The organism is Microbulbifer sp. ALW1, from assembly GCF_009903625.1.
Taxonomy (GTDB): domain Bacteria; phylum Pseudomonadota; class Gammaproteobacteria; order Pseudomonadales; family Cellvibrionaceae; genus Microbulbifer.
This window is the reverse complement of sequence record NZ_CP047569.1, coordinates 2,820,366-2,837,063: the sequence shown is the minus strand read 5'-3', so window position 1 is coordinate 2,837,063 and position 16,698 is coordinate 2,820,366. Positions and strand designations below refer to the sequence as shown.

The 16,698-nt window shown below is 55.6% G+C and carries 12 protein-coding genes; 3 read left to right on the top strand and 9 right to left on the bottom strand.

Annotated elements, in window-relative coordinates; all coding sequences use genetic code 11:
- Positions 1-1,337: 1,337 nt before the first annotated feature.
- Positions 1,338-4,142, top strand: a complete 2,805-nt coding sequence (locus GRX76_RS11790) for a cytochrome c peroxidase (protein ID WP_160153496.1) — start codon at positions 1,338-1,340, stop codon at positions 4,140-4,142.
- 173 nt (positions 4,143-4,315) lie between these two features.
- On the opposite strand, the gene GRX76_RS11785 is transcribed toward GRX76_RS11790, so the two are convergent.
- The 8 genes from GRX76_RS11785 to GRX76_RS11750 all read right to left on the bottom strand — a co-directional run bounded on the left by GRX76_RS11785 (position 4,316) and on the right by GRX76_RS11750 (position 11,226).
- A complete protein-coding gene (locus tag GRX76_RS11785) occupies positions 4,316-4,723 on the bottom strand; it encodes a glycine zipper family protein (protein WP_236250335.1) in 408 nt (135 codons plus the stop codon).
- A gap of 197 nt (positions 4,724-4,920) precedes the next feature.
- A complete protein-coding gene (locus tag GRX76_RS11780; RefSeq protein WP_160153495.1) occupies positions 4,921-5,523 on the bottom strand; it encodes a hypothetical protein in 603 nt (200 codons plus the stop codon).
- Positions 5,524-5,722: 199 nt separating this feature from the next.
- Complete coding sequence (locus GRX76_RS11775; protein ID WP_255461868.1) at positions 5,723-6,259, bottom strand: DUF2878 domain-containing protein; 537 nt, start codon at positions 6,257-6,259, stop codon at positions 5,723-5,725.
- A gap of 84 nt (positions 6,260-6,343) precedes the next feature.
- Positions 6,344-7,654: a cyclopropane-fatty-acyl-phospholipid synthase family protein gene (locus GRX76_RS11770; RefSeq protein WP_201276994.1), complete on the bottom strand. Its 1,311-nt coding sequence runs from the start codon at positions 7,652-7,654 to the stop codon at positions 6,344-6,346.
- 299 nt (positions 7,655-7,953) lie between these two features.
- The gene (locus tag GRX76_RS11765) at positions 7,954-8,700 is read right to left on the bottom strand and encodes a DUF1365 domain-containing protein (protein WP_160153492.1); all 747 of its coding nucleotides are present in this window, start codon (positions 8,698-8,700) and stop codon (positions 7,954-7,956) included.
- Entirely contained in the window at positions 8,700-9,962 is a 1,263-nt protein-coding gene (locus GRX76_RS11760) for an NAD(P)/FAD-dependent oxidoreductase (RefSeq protein ID WP_160153491.1), read from the bottom strand. The genes GRX76_RS11765 and GRX76_RS11760 overlap by 1 nt, the downstream gene beginning before the upstream one ends.
- A complete protein-coding gene (locus GRX76_RS11755) occupies positions 9,962-10,750 on the bottom strand; it encodes an SDR family oxidoreductase (RefSeq protein ID WP_160153490.1) in 789 nt (262 codons plus the stop codon). Before GRX76_RS11755 ends, GRX76_RS11760 begins: the two co-directional genes overlap by 1 nt.
- Positions 10,747-11,226, bottom strand: a complete 480-nt coding sequence (locus tag GRX76_RS11750; RefSeq protein ID WP_160153489.1) for a nuclear transport factor 2 family protein — start codon at positions 11,224-11,226, stop codon at positions 10,747-10,749. Before GRX76_RS11750 ends, GRX76_RS11755 begins: the two co-directional genes overlap by 4 nt.
- Before the next feature lie 251 nt (positions 11,227-11,477).
- Here GRX76_RS11750 and GRX76_RS11745 point away from each other — a divergent pair, with 251 nt between their 5' ends.
- Together GRX76_RS11745 and GRX76_RS11740 are read left to right on the top strand one after the other, a co-directional pair.
- Positions 11,478-12,059, top strand: a complete 582-nt coding sequence (locus tag GRX76_RS11745; RefSeq protein WP_236250334.1) for a sigma-70 family RNA polymerase sigma factor — start codon at positions 11,478-11,480, stop codon at positions 12,057-12,059.
- A 6-nt stretch (positions 12,060-12,065) separates the two neighbouring features.
- Positions 12,066-12,806: a ChrR family anti-sigma-E factor gene (locus GRX76_RS11740; RefSeq protein ID WP_160153487.1), complete on the top strand. Its 741-nt coding sequence runs from the start codon at positions 12,066-12,068 to the stop codon at positions 12,804-12,806.
- Positions 12,807-12,884: 78 nt separating this feature from the next.
- Here GRX76_RS11740 and GRX76_RS11735 read toward each other — a convergent pair whose 3' ends face one another.
- Entirely contained in the window at positions 12,885-16,406 is a 3,522-nt protein-coding gene (locus GRX76_RS11735) for an indolepyruvate ferredoxin oxidoreductase family protein (protein ID WP_160153486.1), read from the bottom strand.
- Between the last annotated feature and the right edge of the window lie 292 nt (positions 16,407-16,698).

Sequence of the window (16,698 nt, the reverse complement as noted above, 5' to 3'; positions counted from 1 at the left end):
CAACGCCTTCATCACAAACCGACTAAGGGTGCACTCCCGCACCCAGTTTTGGTGATTCACAGATTACCCGTCGAGCCGCCAGCACCGCTCAGAAACAAACAGGTTAAAAAAGGCGATTTTTACTTCCCAAATCACCCCGGATTTACCCGAATGCACGCGAGTCGATACAGCAAACTCAGTTGTCCGGTGAAAACTGCTTGGTTAGACAAGGTCCGTGCTAATTAAAACCAACCCGTGTGTGACAGCGAAAACTACATCACTGGATGAATTAGTCGTCTTACCCTGCGCAGACTGATCTTATTTCGTACAACGAGATCGAATAATGAACAATCGATATTCAGTCTTGAACGCGGACGCTAGCCTCGCCATAGGAGAGAAGTTCTATTTGCTTAGGAAAAAAGTTACTGAAAAATAAAAATGGCGCAGTGCCCAACAATTATAAAAAATCGCACGTCAAAGCCTTATGCCCCACCATTCCAGGAACACAGCTTCGCCCTTTACCCAGCGCTCAAGCACATGGCCTCGGGTCAAATAGTTCCCTGTGTTTTAAAAAACCTCGCTCCAATCAAATGGATGTAAAAACAGAAGATTAAATAACCCCAAGCACCAGCATAAAAATGCGACAAAAAAACCGGTAAATTAATGAATGGCCCTTTCTAGCTAATGTGCATAATTTTTCGATTTAAACGCACACGAAAATACACCGTGAAATAACCTATTTTGGTGCAATCGTTACCGGTAATAAATTATGCCCGTAATAATTTCTCAATTTATCCCGTAGCAAAGATGCGAATAAAACTTAATTAACCGGAATCCCCCATCGAACGACCGCCTGACGATCAGCGCTCTTAATACTTGATTTATTTCACATTTCAAAAATTCTTCGTCGCCAAATAATTCTTTTTGGCGCACAAGCCGTCAAAAATTTTTGATCGGTTTTCTCTGCCGCTGCACAGGGCGACAGGTACTTCTTTCTCATCCGTTATAACCAGTACCCCCCAAACCGATTTGTCATATGCAAAACGAAATTCTATTTTTTATATGTTGCCTAAAAAATGTTCAACTCGATCATTAATCAACCCGCGCACTGTTCGGGGTGATGCCTGCCGAGCGAACCTGAAAGGTAACAAGGCGTATCGATTAGCGTAACCAGCGAGAGGGATCTAGCCATGCCGTTCCGTAACGGCGATTGCCATCCGCATTCGGATAACCGGTCAATCGCACCTCCAGACCCAAAGAAGAAACGAACCCCCGGGCTAAGGAAGTCCATTGCCCGCACCTTTTTGCAAAGGGGCGGCGCCTGGGGATTATCGTTGTCCTTGATTGCCGGACCAGCATTGGCTGATCCACCCCCGCTGAAAAAAATCACGGTGCCCGACGTCAATATGCTGGGCCTGCTGGACGGCCAGGGTGAAGGCGTCAGCCCATCGGAATGGGAGCAAATTACCAAGCCATACAAGCGCACCAAGCTTCAACAGCTGGGCAAACTGTTCTTCTTCGATATGCAGGTGGGCAGTGATGGGGTACAGGCCTGTGCCAGCTGTCACTTCAACTCCGGTGCCGATATCCGCAAGGTCAATAGCATGAGTCCGGGCCTGCGCGGTGGAGACATTTCGCACCAGCTGATAGGCGCCAACAAAAAGCTCACGGTATCACAGTACGGTGGTGCCAATTCTCCGCGCGGCTTGCCGGTGAGCGAGAGCACCCTCATGGCCAATGGCGCCACACCGGATCAATCGGATGGCACACCCGGTTCGCTGGTGGACAATTCGATCCTGAACAGTATCGCGGGCTACGATGTCAACGATGTGGTTTCCTCACAAGGGGTGCGCGCCACACTGTTTACCGGCCTTATCGCGGGGTCAGGCCAGGACGCGGGCACCATCGAACTAGAGGACGACGGCTTTGACTACAAAGACGCCCTCTTCCCGGTGGATTTTCCCAACGACCCGCTATTTCAGAAAACCGTGCGCCGGGTGGAACCGCGCAACACGCCTACCACCTACAACGCCATCTTCAACCAGCGCAGTTTCTGGGATGGCCGCGCGGATATGTTCTTCAACGGCGTAAACACGCTCGGCTTCCGCGATCCGGATGCCAAATTGCGTGTTTACTACGGCGGGGACTATGCCCAGAAGCACGGGGTGCTGATTCCATTCTCGTCACTTGCCTCCCAGGCCGTTGGCCCTACCGGCAGTGACCTTGAAATGGAATTTATCCACCGCGGTGGCGGTGGCGGACTCGCTTATAACCTTGGCCGCAAAATACTGCACCTCTCCCCCCTCTACGGGCAGTGGGTAAACTGCAGTGACTCGCTGCTGGGTGATCTGACCACCTGCGGGCCCGGTGAGTATCAGGTGCGCGGTATTGATCACAAGCTCTACTCCGATTTTATCAAGGACATCTTCCTTGAGAAGTTCTGGGGCGACGGCAGTGGTTACAACGTGTGCCTGAGCAAAGCTTCCGACTTTACCGAAAAAGTCGACATGAGCTACTGTGGCTACGACTCGGAAAACAGAACCCTGATGGAGGTCAACTTCAACTTGTTCTGGGGTCTTGCCGTCCAAGCCTACGAGGCAACCCTCACCACCGGCAACACCATTGTTGACCTGATGGCGGGCGGCATGATCGATTCGGATCCGCAGGGCAACAACGGCCCTAAAACCCTGATCGAACACACCAGTGCCGATGGCAGAGTCCTGGTGAAACTCGATGTGGGTATGGGTCGCCCCCCTGCTGGAACACCGGATCGCAAGTTTGAACGCGTTAACGGACGTTTCATGATGGTGATTGACTGGACCGGCATGCAGCCAGCAGGTGATGGCGTCGCCTTCGCCGACTGTACCGCGATGCTGCCGCCAGATACCAGTGCCGTCGAAGCAGGTGCTGCCTACGACTCCTGTGCCTACAAGTTCGCGGAGTTTATCCATCCCAAAGCGGAAACCGGCTCCGAAGCGCCGAAAGCACCGAACCAGCCTGCAAGTGGCCTGTTGATGGCCGGCGAAGCGATCGGTGGATGTACACCACCGTACGACTCTCGGGTCTGTGAGGCAGCGGCAGCCACTATCGCCAACATCGACGAGGGTATGGGACGCTTCCAGGCCGGTGCTACCGACTGTGCGGCCTGCCACTCTTCTGCGGAGTTCACCGGTGCCACCATCAGTGCCACGGTTGGCTTCGGCGGTGACCCAGTACCTGGCGAAGAGCCCCCGGCCATCCTCGAGCGGATGAATACCTTTGAAAATCAGGGTGTCTACGACTCGGGCTTCTACAACATTGCCATCCGTCCCACCAAGGAAGACGTCAGTGTTGGCGGAGACATAGAGACCAGCAGCGGCGGCATGATCCCGCTCTCCAAAGCGCGTCTGGCACAGCTGATGGGCATGTTGCCCGGACCTCTGCCCTCCCCCTACAACTCCACCGCATCCAGAGCAGTCCTGCAAAAAATCAAGGACCGACTCCAGGCCGGTGTAGGTGTAGGTGGCATTCAGGTGCCCAAGTCGCCGAGCGACCTTTCCGCCAAACCCTTCGCCATGAACCTGGCGTGTGACCCGGAAATGGATCCGCCCCCGGCATTCTGCGATCCAACCGTGCCTCCTGAAGACTTGGCGCTGCGCAATGGTTTCTTCAAGACGCCAACCATTCGCATGACCAAGTTCACCGGACCGTTTATGCACAACGGTGCCAAGATGAACCTGCGTCAGGTGCTGGAGTTCTACAAAACCATTGTTGACTTCGATGCGGACGACGACAAGCGCTTCGGCTTCTCCAAGCTGAACAAAGCCAATCTGGATGCCGGCCTGCGCATCTTTGATGTGGGCGCCGATCGTGAAGCCGCGATGATCGAGATGATGGAAACCGGCTTGACCGACTGGGGCGCGGCCTATCAGGAAGGCAAATTTGACCACCCGCAAATTTGTGTTCCCCATGGTCATGACAAAAAAGGTCGCACCATACTGGCGGATATTCCGGCGGTGGGTGAAAACGGTAGTGTGAAGCGTATTAGTACCTTCCAGGAAATTCTGGAGGGAAATACGTACTTCGAGCACAACCTGGAAGACCATTGCGATATGGATATTTCCAACACCAATGGCAAATCCAAAATTGAAGTGCCCTATCCCGCACCTCCAGTCATGCCCTAACCCACTGGCATAACGGTGAGGCCCGCACGGCAACGTGCGGGCCATTTTTATTTCCACATAAAAAAACCGGAGGAATAATCCTCCGGCTCAAGCCAAGTCCTGTGAGTTGCCGAATAGCACTTGGGATGAATTCGCTCAGCGGCCAGTCAGCACTAGCCTCATTTGGCCGCTACCTAATTGAGTACTCGGTATCCGCGACCACGCAGGCAGTTGCGCGTAATGTAATTGGCTTCCGCATGGGCACTGCCAACACCGCTGACACCCCCTATTACCGCCCCGGCTCCGGCCGCCGCAGCCGCGGCACTGCTGGTGTCGCCGATGATTGCACCCAGCGCACCGCCGAGGAGCGCACCGCCAGCGGCACGCGTCAGCCCTCGACGGCCCTCATCGCGCCGTGCCGCCGTGGCCAGGCCATTGCAATCCGCCAGATCCAGCTGGTACTGGCGCATGTTCACGCCGTAGGTATCAATAACGATTCCGCGCGCGCCTGGCACCTGCTCCTGTTGGTAGGCACACCCCAACAGGGTTGCTGCGCTCAGGCCCACAGCGGCCATGACCTTCAGTTTGATTGGCAGTTTCATTGGCGCTCCTCACCACATTTGTCGCCTGTGTCTACTTAGGTTTAGACCAGCGTAGAGAAGCGCGCCACCCCAATTGCTCATTTACAGGATGCTGCAAAGAACGGAGTGATTGATACCAGGGATGGACTTTTCTGGAATAGAGTCTACAGGGCGAGGGTTAAAAGCTGTTGAATGAGGCCCTGGAGGCCCGAGGAAAATCAGCGGTAAAAATAATCGATCTGCAGGCGCTGGGGCTCTCCGGAGTCATCCAGCAGGTTACTCACCCCGGTAAACCGCTGCAGACGAGGCATTGGGGCGAGCGCGTTTTTGTCCTTCGTCACGCCGTCACTATCAACGGTACTGTAACGCAACAGGATGTCACCGCCGGCGATCCAGCGCAGTAGCGGTTGGGCGAGATCCACGCGCACACACAGCGCCGAGTCCGGAGGTTCGCAAGCCACAGAAGTGGCACGCAGGCGAATGCTTCTACCGTGGGGCGGAGAGGCAAACAGGAATCCGAGCTCTGCGCCGCTCGCTAACGCCTGCCAGTGTTCCCGCACATAGGCATCGAACCCCGCATCAATGACATCAATTTCTGAATCGTCAATCACCACTTCGCGAAGCGCCTGGTTTTCCGCCTTCTGGTAACGAATTCGCCAGGCACCAGATTCCCACACGGTTTCGCGCAGCTCACCGGAGCGGAAGTCCTGCTGAAACACCTGTGGCAACCGTTGTTCCTGAATCGCGCTGCCGGGTGCAATGGCCTCCAGTCGTTTCTCTGCAATCTTCTCGCCGTCGGGAGCAAAGTAAAGAACATGCATTGTTCCCGGGTCCTGGGGCAAAAAATATTCGCAATAGACGGTCTCCGTCTCTCCGGGAATCACCGCCCTTCCCGCGACTATCGCAGACGCAGTAATCTCAGCGGGCGCACTACACCCACTAATGACCAATGCTGCAGCTGCGATCACACTCATCACTGACTTGTCCTCTTCAATTGCCTAGGGCCCTGCTCACAAAGTGCTAAATCCTGAAAAAGCGACGCCGGGCCCAGTAGGCCATTAACACCAGGAAGACGGCCCATAAAAACCCGAGTAATCCGAGTGATAACCAAAGCGGTTCGGCAAGGGTCACCCTTCCGCCTATTTCAGCACCGATGAAATAACTAAGAGGACCACCGATTAACCCGAACAACGCCGCAAGCAGCAGATGCTTCTGGAGAAAGACAAACGCGAAACGCAATGCGAGCGCAAAGTTTACCCAGAGCATGGCAAGCCAGAGCGGGATGATGCTGAATTTGTCGGGGGTCTGAAAGAGTCCGTACTGAAACAGGAGGCTGTCCATAACGACACCCAGAGTTGAGACCAGGATCAGCCATAGCAGTGTACGCAACACACTATCCGACACCCTATGCGACACCCCGCTCTCAGTTCTAGGGCCACAAAATAACCAGAGATGACACAGAAGGTTGGCCGCCGTGAACAGCACGATAAGCGTACTGGATGGCGCCATCACACACAGGAGCCAGATCCCCTCGAACAGGCACCCACTGATTAGCATCCGCCAAAGCGGCAGGTTCCCGGAACTGCTCATCGCTTGAGTCGCCACGATTCACCACTCACATAGGGCTAAATTTCTAAATTGCTAGCGTGGAAGTGTCCGGCAGCGCGGTTTGGCAAAGGTAAACTGGGCAGTGCTGATCACGCGCTCAAGAAACCCACCCTCGCAGTAGCACAGGTAAAAGTCCCACATATTGATAAAGCGCTGATCAAACCCCTGCGAGCGAACCTCCTCAATACGTTCAAAAAAAGCCTCGCGCCACGAGCGCAGGGTTCTGGCGTAATCAAAGGTGATATCGTCCATGCCGACAATCTGCATGTCCGTATCCCTCGCGATATGCGTGGCAACCACCTGATTGGATGGCAGGCAGCCTCCGGGGAAAATATAGCGCTGGATAAAATCGACGCTGTTTTTGTAACTTTCGAATCGCTGGTCTTGAATGGTTATCGCCTGCATGACCATCAAACCGTCGGGCTTGAGTAACTGGCTGCAGCGCGAGAAAAAGGTGTGGTAATACTGGTGCCCGACGGCTTCGACCATTTCAATGGAAACCAGCTTGTCGTACTGCCCCTCAAGCTCGCGGTAATCCTTTAGCAACAGGGTTACCCGATCCGAAAGCCCTTCCCTCTCGACCCAGGCTTTGGCGTATTCGTATTGCTCCCGGGATATCGTGGTCGTGGTCACCCGGCAGCCGAAATGCTTGGCCGCGTAAACTGCCATACCGCCCCAGCCGGTACCGATCTCCAACAGGTGATCGGACGATTTTAACCGCAGCTTGCGGCAGATCTTGGCCAACTTGAACTCGGAGGCTTCGGCAAGACAGGCATCACCATTGGGAAACACCGCCGACGAGTAGAGCATGGTCGGATCGAGGAAAAGGCTGAAAAAATCATTGCCCAGATCGTAGTGCGCGGAAATATTGCGACGGGATCCCTTTAGGGAATTGGCATTGAAACGATGCAGCACCTTGAGTGCCAGCTTGTGCGCCAGACTCCAGCGGGAATCCAAACTGTCCAGCAAAGACATGTTGGCAACCATAAGCCGGATCACCTGCACCAGATCCGGGGAAGTCCAGAAGCCATCCATATAGGCTTCGCCAGAACCAATAGTTCCGCTGGTCAATACCTGGGTGTAGGTATTCGGGTGCCGCACGTGGATGTGCGCGACTATTTCACAATCGGCCTCAGAATCGGCCGCCCCCTCCCCGCTCGCAACAGACGACGTCGATGCGCCTTCTGTCTTACCAAAGCGCAGCACTGGCGGATCGTTGGCCGGAAGGCGATCTTCGGCACCGTCACCGCCGACAAAAAGCTCGTGCACATAGAGAGTGCCGATCTCAATAGATTCAAGGCGTGCCAGCACGAGCTTTCTGGCCACACGATCCAGCCAGTGCATTGATGGTGCGGGCACCGCTGCGGCACCACCGCTGATGACCGGGTAATCTGACTGCTCGATACTTGCAGCTACACCCTGAGCACCGGTCGAGTGATTGTTCGGACCTGCCGAAGGGATACCCGACTTGTGCCAAGAGGACAGGTTTTCCGCCAATTTATAACCCGATTTCATAGGTGCCAATCTCCGCTTCCTGTAGTGCTCAAAGTAGTGCTCAAAACAATGCTTTACGTTGTACTATTTTTGCGATCTTTGCGCGCATTCGCGAGTGACTGATGTTTCACTAGCGTACCGTCAATCTATCAAGAAACTTTGTCTGGATGAGTAACCACAGGTACCCGTTTAATGAAGAGCTTCATCGCCTGCCAGTAAATTGCGCTGATGATTTTTACGGTAAACAGTGGAAACTGGATCAGTTTATTTCTCAGCGCCTGCGCACTGATTTCTTCCCGTTTCAGGCTCATGCAGGCATCAAATACACAGTCCCCCGCCTCCATGGAGCGGATACTCACCGTAAGCCGGTCTCCCGGGGTAGTGCTGCGCCATTGGTAGAACTGATCCAAGGGCATAAACGGCGAAACATGCAGCTCTTTTTTAAACAGCGCCTTTTGCACGCGTCCGTTAGGAGACACCGGCAGTACATAACCATGGCGTTCATTCCACGGTGTATTGTGAACATCCACCAGCAGTGTCTGAACACGCTCGCCAGTATCGTCAAAACAGTAATAGATACTGATGGGGTTCATGTTGTAGCCAAAATAGCGCCAGTTCGCGAGAAACGCGATTGGCCCGGTGGGGCGGACACCTGTTGCCTCCTCAACCCGGTTACGAACGGCTTCGTCCAGCGGAATCGCCGGATCACCAAAAAAGTCCTGCCTGCGGTAACGCGCGGGAGCAAACCGGTGATCAGACCACAGGCGGGAGCTTGCCAGTATTTCGGGCAGCTCATCGAGAAAGGCGTACACCATAAATCCGCGGTAACGAAAGCTGTGTGCCCGCGGTTGGTAACGTCTGTGCTGAATCCAGCCAGTGTATAGGCCGCTGCGCACTAGAATTCAACTCCCAGACCTTTGGCGACCCGAATGGCGCTGACAACGCCATCTTCGTGGAATCCATTGGCCCAGTAAGCACCGCAATACCAGGTGCGGTTATGCCCGTTGATTTCTGACCAACGCGCCTGCGCCCGATTCCCCTGCGCTGAAAACTGTGGATGGGCGTATTCGAATTTACCGATCACTTTATCAGGATCGATGGCGTCGTCGGCATTGAGCGTAACGCAATAGGTTTTTCGCGTTTTCAGCCGCTGCAAAATGTTCATGTTATAAGTCAACACCGGCAGCCGGTCCTGCGCGCCCTGAAGGCGGTAGTTCCAGCTGGCCCAGGCAGCCTGCCGCTGCGGAAGCAACCGGGTATCCGTATGCAGCACGACAGAATTCTGCTCATAGGGAATGGCACCGAGCACTTCCCGCTCTGACGGTGCTGGATCGCCAAGCAAAGCCAGCGCCTGATCCGAGTGACAACCAAAAATCACTTGGTCAAACGCCTCTTCCTGTATTCGCCCGGTCGCATCCTGATACGCAATGATTACCTGCTGCTCCCGGCGATCGACCTGTTTTACCGGCGTCGACAAACGAATTCGATCACGGAAGGGTTCCACGAGGGGCTCAATATAACTGCGAGAACCGCCCTTGATTACACGCCACTGGGGACGATTGAAAATATTCAGCAATCCGTGGTTGTAGAAAAAGCGAATAAAAAAATCGACCGAAAAATCCAACATCTGCGACATACTCGCCGACCAGATTGCCGAACCCATAGGCACCAGGTAGCGATTGGCAAATTCCGCTGAGTAACCGTTACTTTCCAGATAACCCCCAAGGCTCATGGACTCGCCCAGTTCACCGCGTTTCCAGTCTTCCACCGCATCCCGGTTAAAACGCACAATGTCGCGCAACATTCGCCAGTGGCCGCCGTCGAGAAGATTCCTTCGCTGTGCAAACAGGGAGTTCAAGTTGTTTCCTGCGTACTCAAAGCCACCGTCGCCACTGGAAACACTGAAACCCATATCGGTGGGCTGGGACTTTACGCCCAGCCGGTCCATCAATTTGATGAAATTTGGGTAGGTCCAGTCGTTGAATACGATAAATCCGGTATCGACCGCGAGCGGTTGCCCCGCCTCCATCAGGTCGACGGTTGCGGTATGCCCGCCCAGGCGGCTGTCAGCCTCAAACAGTGTAATGTCGTATTTTTTGTGCAGTAAATATGCGGCAGTCAAACCGGAAATACCACTACCGATAATGGCGATACGCATCAGGCTTTCCTCAACTTTCTGATTCTTGTTATGCGGGGCGCGCAGAGGCGATACCACAGGGGACTGAGCAAATTGAGAAGCCGTAGCGGCCAACTCAGCCTGCGGGGAAAATCGATCACTGACTGCTTGCGCTCTAACCCGACCAGAATGCGCTCGGCCGCGGCATCTGCCGACATGAGAAACGGCATTTTGAAATCGTTCTGGGTCGTCAGCGGGGTCTCGATAAATCCAGGACGGATTAACACGGGTCGCAAAGACACCTTCGAGGTATCGGCGCGCACCGATTGGATAAAGTACTCCAGCGCAGCCTTTGAAGCCCCGTAGGCTTCCGCGCGGGGGAAGCCGACCACCGACGATAGGCTACCAACGGCGGCAAACACCGGCTGGCGGCTATTGGCGAGCAACGGTTTAGCAACCCGCAGTGTATTGACCACGCCGAAGAAATTAGCGTCAAACACCCTTCTATAACTGGTAAGGTCCAGTGACAGGTTGTCGTCGTACTCACAAATCCCGGCGCAAGCAATCACCAGATCGAGTTCATCGGTGATTTCCTCCAGTCGCCGTTGTGCCTCCACCATGGACGTATCAGACCCTACATCGCAGTCCAGTACCCGGATCAACTTGGCATGCCCCAACTGTAGATCGAGCAGGGCCTCTCGGTTGCGGCTACTGACAATCACATAGTGGCCGTCTGCGGCCAATCGTTTGACCAGGGCTCTTCCGATTCCTGAACTGGCACCGGTAACCCAGACAATTTTCTTGTCACCGCTGCGCTGTAGACGACTCATGACCCACTCCCGTGCGGCACGCCATTCTCGACACCGTCAATGCCGGTATTCGCCAGCCCGCGTTTGATATGGCGGATCACCGAACCGAGTAGTGGTACCTGTTCGTAGATCATGGCACCCAGGTCATAGCAGTCTTCATGGAAGATGATGCGATCCGTCTTCAAATCCATGTGCAAAAGCGAACTACCCCGCAAAGTAAGCTGCTTGCCACCACGCAACCGCGGGTGACGGAACACCATATGCCACCAAAGGCAGCCCTTGTTATCCTCGATCAGTACCGTATCGAAGTGAAATCGACACTCCTCAAGGTTCTGCGAGACCTGCGCAAAATAGGCCTGCATCGCAGCCAGACCATGTACCTCATGCACAGGATCCTTGAATCGGACTTCTGGCGCATAAACGCTGGCGATGGCTTGGGGTTCCGCCAGCATGAAGTCCGAGTAGAGATGTTCCAGGCGCTCAATCAGTTGAGCCATAAGCAGCGTCCCTCAGGTTGCAATTGCCACTGTATAGCTCCCCTTACGCTGGTACGTGAAAAATGGATTAAAAGTCACCCGCAGAAAATCGACCGACAAGTCGCACACTGTTTAACGGAAGCCGCCCATCGGGTGATCCAAACACCATGGAGTCGCGTAGAACCCCACAACCAAGGAACAATCCGTTTAATCTAGCGTGGAATATGGTAGATATACCGAACGGAAAACGCAGGCCATATAGGACTTACAAGGTGCAGCCCTCTCAGCAAACACGAGACGACGAGTGGAGCAACCTACTGCTGAAAGTGGGGCGCGATCGCGACCGCCAAGCCTTCGAGCGCTTATTTGCGCACTTCGCCCCGCTGATCAAAGGCTTCCAGTTCAGCCGCGGCGGGCAGAGTTCAGCCCCCGAGGCCGCCGATGAACTGGTTCAGGAAGTAATGTTTCGCGTTTGGCGCAAAGCGCCCAGCTTTGATCCTGAAAAGGCCGCAGCCAGCACCTGGGTCTTCACCATAATGCGTAATTGCCGGATTGACGCCCTGCGCCGGGCAAGCCGCCAGCCGGATACCGACGACAGTCTCGAGGTAGAGGACATCTGGGATGAGAGTGCGGACAACCAACCCCTCGTTTACCTGCAACAGTCTCGCAACAGGACATCGGTAACCGAGGGATTAAGCAGTCTTCCCGCGGAGCAGAGTCACGTTATCGAAAAGGCGTATCTGGAGGGAAAATCCCACAGTGAAATCTCTGCCGAGCTCGGTCTCCCCCTGGGCACAGTCAAGTCCCGGGTGCGGCTGGCCCTGAAGAAATTACAAAGCACACTTGTCAGGTAGGTCACCATGATTCATCACCACCCCGACAACAATTTGCTGCTGGAATACGCCAGCGGCAGCCTGAACTGGGCACACAGCCTGGTAGTTTCCGCACACCTGCAACTCTGCCCCAAGTGCTCGGCACAGATGAAGTTGCTGAATGGTATTGGCGGTTCCCTGCTAGCAACCAGCGTGCCGGTAAAGACACCGCCCGCCGCCAGCGATCAAGAGTTTTCACGCTTGATGCATCGAATTGATGAGCACACAGATGAGTGTGACTCTGAGGGAAAGGATTGGGAGAGCACCGCGAATCGGGATGGCAGCACCGCCCCGTCTGCGTACAAGCCAACTCACGTTGGCTCCAGTGACCCACTTTTCAGTGACCTGCCCAAAGTTGTGGCAAAACTCGTGAAGCGGAATCCAGCACTGAAATGGCGCCGTCTTTCCAAAGGGCTCAAGGAGGCCTACCTGAAAACGGGTCAGTCCCAGCACCAGGTATCCTTCCACCGCATATCCCCCGGAAACAAAGTGGCAGAACATGGCCACCGAGGAAAAGAGATCACCATGGTGCTCTACGGCAGTTTTTCCGATGCGGATGGTGTTTATTCACGAGGGGATTTTCTGGTTCGCGAGCCCGGGGAAGTGCATCGCCCTACCGCTACCCAAGACCAGGAATGTCTTTGCCTGTCAGTAGTAGAAGCACCGGTTGCGCTAACAGGGTTTATCGGGAAACTGGTCAACCCTTTCCTGTCGATCAAACCACAGTAGCCCCGGCACCGCGTTTCTTCTTATCGTTAACGCCCTGACCGGTTGATCAGTCAACCGATCAGGGCGTTCTTCTACGGGTTAGCCTCGCGCCGGAAGCAAACCACCGGAAAAACGATCACCGCCCCCCGCGAAATGCTGGCGGAGCAACTCCCAGCGCGGCTTGACCGCAGCCATTTTCTCCGCGCGCACGTGGCCGTACCCACGCACCTGCTGTGGTAACGCAAGGAGTTCTGCGGCCATCTCGACATTGGCACTATTCAGTGATTGTGCCACCGCATCAATAGTCGCCTTTACTTCACGGGCCCAGCGCCGCTCTTCACGGCGCTCTGCGGTGTAGCCAAACACATCCAACACGGTGCCGCGCAGCGCTTTGCCTTTCGCCAGTACCGGCAGCAGCTTCGCCATCCAGGGACCCAGCGCAATCTTGCGGATTTTGCCGCTGGCATCCGGACGTGCGATCAACGGCGGTGCCATCAGGAATTTGATTTTGTAATCACCGCTAAAGGTATCCCGTAACTGACGCTTGAACGCCTCGCCGCTGTACAGGCGCGCCACCTCGTATTCGTCTTTATAGGCCATCGCCTTGAACAGGCTGGTGGCCGCTGTCCGGGCCAGACTGCCATCATTCGCCGGCAGACGGCTTTCTGCCTGCTGCAACCCGGCAATCGCCGTGGTGAACTGACGAGCGTAACTCGCGCTCTGGTACTCCGTCAGCTCCTTGGCCAACCGGGTAATCAGCTGCTCGGTGTTCTCGGTTGGCGTAATGAAATTCACTACCTGTACCGGTGTTGTGAGCTGTTCGATCGCTGCGGGGTTTTCTGCCAGCAGGCGGCCGGCACGGAAGGCGCGCAGGTTGTTCTCCACGGCCACACCATTCAACTCCACCGCGCGCTCCAGTGCGCTTTGAGACACCGGTAGCAGGCCCTGCTGACAGGCATAGCCCAACATCATCAGGTTGGCCGCCACGGTATCGCCGAAAAGTGATTCTGCGTAGCGGTTGGCATCAAATGCGAAGTAATTCCCGGCGATCGACTGGATGCTTTCTGCGGTCGCATCCGCGGGGAATGCCAGTTCGTTGTTGCGTACAAAAGCGGCGACCGGCACTTCTGCGGTATTCACCAGTGCCTGCATTTTTCCGCTGGAAAACTTATTGCGCTGTCCCGCGGCAGTAACCATGTCGCAGCCCAGCAACAGGTCTGCGGAACCATCGCGGATACGTGCAGTGGTAATATCCTGAGGACGGTTGCCCACTTTCACATGGGCAACTACGGCACCGTTCTTCTGCGAAAGACCGGTGAAATACAGCGTGGTGCTGCCTTTTTCTTCCAGGTGCGCTGCCATGCCAAGGAGTGCCGCCACGGTTAATACCCCGCTGCCACCGATACCCGCCACCAGAATATTCAGGGGCTGCTCCAGCTGGGGCTTGGGCGCGGCCGGTAAATTCCGGCTCGCCTGATCGATAGCTTCGGCCAGGGTCTGCAACTCCGGCTTTTTCAATTCACCGCCTTCAATCGCCACAAAGCTCGGGCAGAAGCCATCGGCACAGCGCATGTCTTTGTTGCAACTGGACTGGTTTACCTGGCGCTTGCGGCCAAATTCGGTTTCCAGTGGCTCAACGGCAATACAGCTGGACTGCACGCTGCAATCGCCACAACCCTCACATACCCGGTGGTTGATCAGCAGGCGCTTGGCCGGGTCGACCATCTGCCCTTTTTTGCGTCGGCGGCGCTTCTCTGCCGCGCACACCTGCTCGTAAATAATCGCCGTAACCCCGGCGGTATCGCGCAATGTGCGCTGCACTGCATCCAGTTCATCCCGATGGAAAATCTGCAGGGCGGCGGGCAACTGGTCGCGGTGATTGCGCCAGTGATCCGGGTTCTCACTAACCAGGCAAACCTGCCCTACCCCTTCGGCCAGCAACTGCCGGGACAGCGATGGCACTGTGACCTCGCCATCCGCGGGCTGGCCACCGGTCATGGCGACAGCATCGTTCAGCAGTATCTTGTAAGTAATATTGATTTTGCTGGCGACGGCCTGACGGATCGCCAGCAGGCCAGAATGGTTGTAAGTGCCATCGCCCATATTCTGGAAAATGTGCTTATCGCTGGAGAAGCGGTGCAAACCCACCCAGTGCGCGCCCTCACCGCCCATATGCGAGTAAGTATCGGTGCGCAGCCCTTTGCCCAGGGCCATGATGTGGCAGCCGATCCCGGCGCTGCCGGTGCTGCCCTCCGGTAATTTGGTGGAGCTGTTGTGGGGGCAGCCGGCACAGAAGATGGGCTCGCGGGCCAGCAGGCCTGTGGCCTTTTCCGGAGTGTTGCTACCCAGTTGTTCCGCCAACGGAATCAGCCTTGCGGCCAGTTCGGTGTCCGCCAACCAGCGGGTGATGGCTTTGGCTACCTGATCCGGGCCAAATCCCCAGATCGCCGGCAGCAAATCGTTGCCGTCGAGATCTTTCTTGCCCACCACTTTCGGGCGCGCACTGTCCGCCCAGCCGTAGAACAGGTTCTTCATCTGGTCTTCTACCAGCGGGCGCTTTTCTTCCACCACCAGAATGCGCTCCATCCCCTGGGCGAATTCGCCCATGCCCCGGGGCTCCAGCGGCCAGCTCATGGCGACTTTATGGATGGAGATACCGGCATCCAGCAGATCCTGCTCACTCAGGTCCAGGAGCTTCAATGCTTCCAGTAGATCGCCGTGCGCCTTACCGACCGTAACGATGCCAAAACGTTTTTGCGGTGCCGCCACAAGGGTCTTGTCTAGGCCGTTGGCATAAGCGAACGCCTTGGCGGCAGGCAGGCGCTCTTCCAGCATGCGGCGCTCATATTCCATACGCTCGGCGGGCCAGTTCAGGTGCGGGTCGTAATTGAGGCCATGAGCCGGAATCGGGAAAGATTCCGGCAATACGAACTGCGGCAATTCCGGCACCAGAATGGATGCACCGGATTCCACCGTTTCAGTAATGGTTTTAAAGCCCACCCAGAGGCCAGAGAAACGCGACAGTGCGATACCTGCAAGGCCGAGGGTCAGGTATTCATCAATGGTGGCCGGGAACAGCAGCGGCATCATGACCGACTCGAAAATCTGGTCGGTATTGTGGGAGAACATGGAGGATTCGGCCGTGTGGTCGTCGCCACACAACGCCAGGACACCACCCAGTTTGGAGGTACCCTGAATATTGGCCTGACGGAAAACATCGGCACTGCGATCCACCCCGTGGCCCTTGCCGTACCAGATGGAAAAAACGCCATCCCGGGTGGCCTGCTGGCGGTAATGGTCCAGCAGCTGGGTGCCCCAGATATTGGTGGCTCCCAAATCTTCGTTGATGCCCGGCTCAAAGTGGATATCGCGCTCGGCAAGCAGCTGCTTGTGGCGCCAGAGTGTCTGGTCGTAACCGCCCAACGGGGAACCCCGGTAGCCGGAGATGAAGCCGGCGGTATTCAGGCCAGCCTGTTCATCCAGACGCTTCTGCATCAACGGCAGGCGCACCAGGGCATCGATACCTGTGAGAAAAACACGACCCGAGTCCCGGGTAAATGCGGCCTTGAGGGAGTACTCCCGGTCAAAACCCAGTTCCTGATCCGATTCAACCATCGCCATGGTGGGGCCCTTCTCGCTGTGCCGGAATCCGGCAGGACCACGGATATTCAGGTGGCAACTTGGCGGATTCGGTGATGTTTTTTTGTTTTCCGTAAACTATCACCGGACCGACGAGCAGGTCATACCAAATTCACTACTGAAGAGACGCAAGGCAGAAAGAATTCACCACTTGGGATTCCTTTTCTGCAATAATTAAGCGCTAGAGCCGGAAGGTTGAGAATCTTTATCAATTCCTGCCGCAAGGTCTCTGTGGAGGACACCCCCCTCTGAGCGCAAGTGAACCAATGACCAA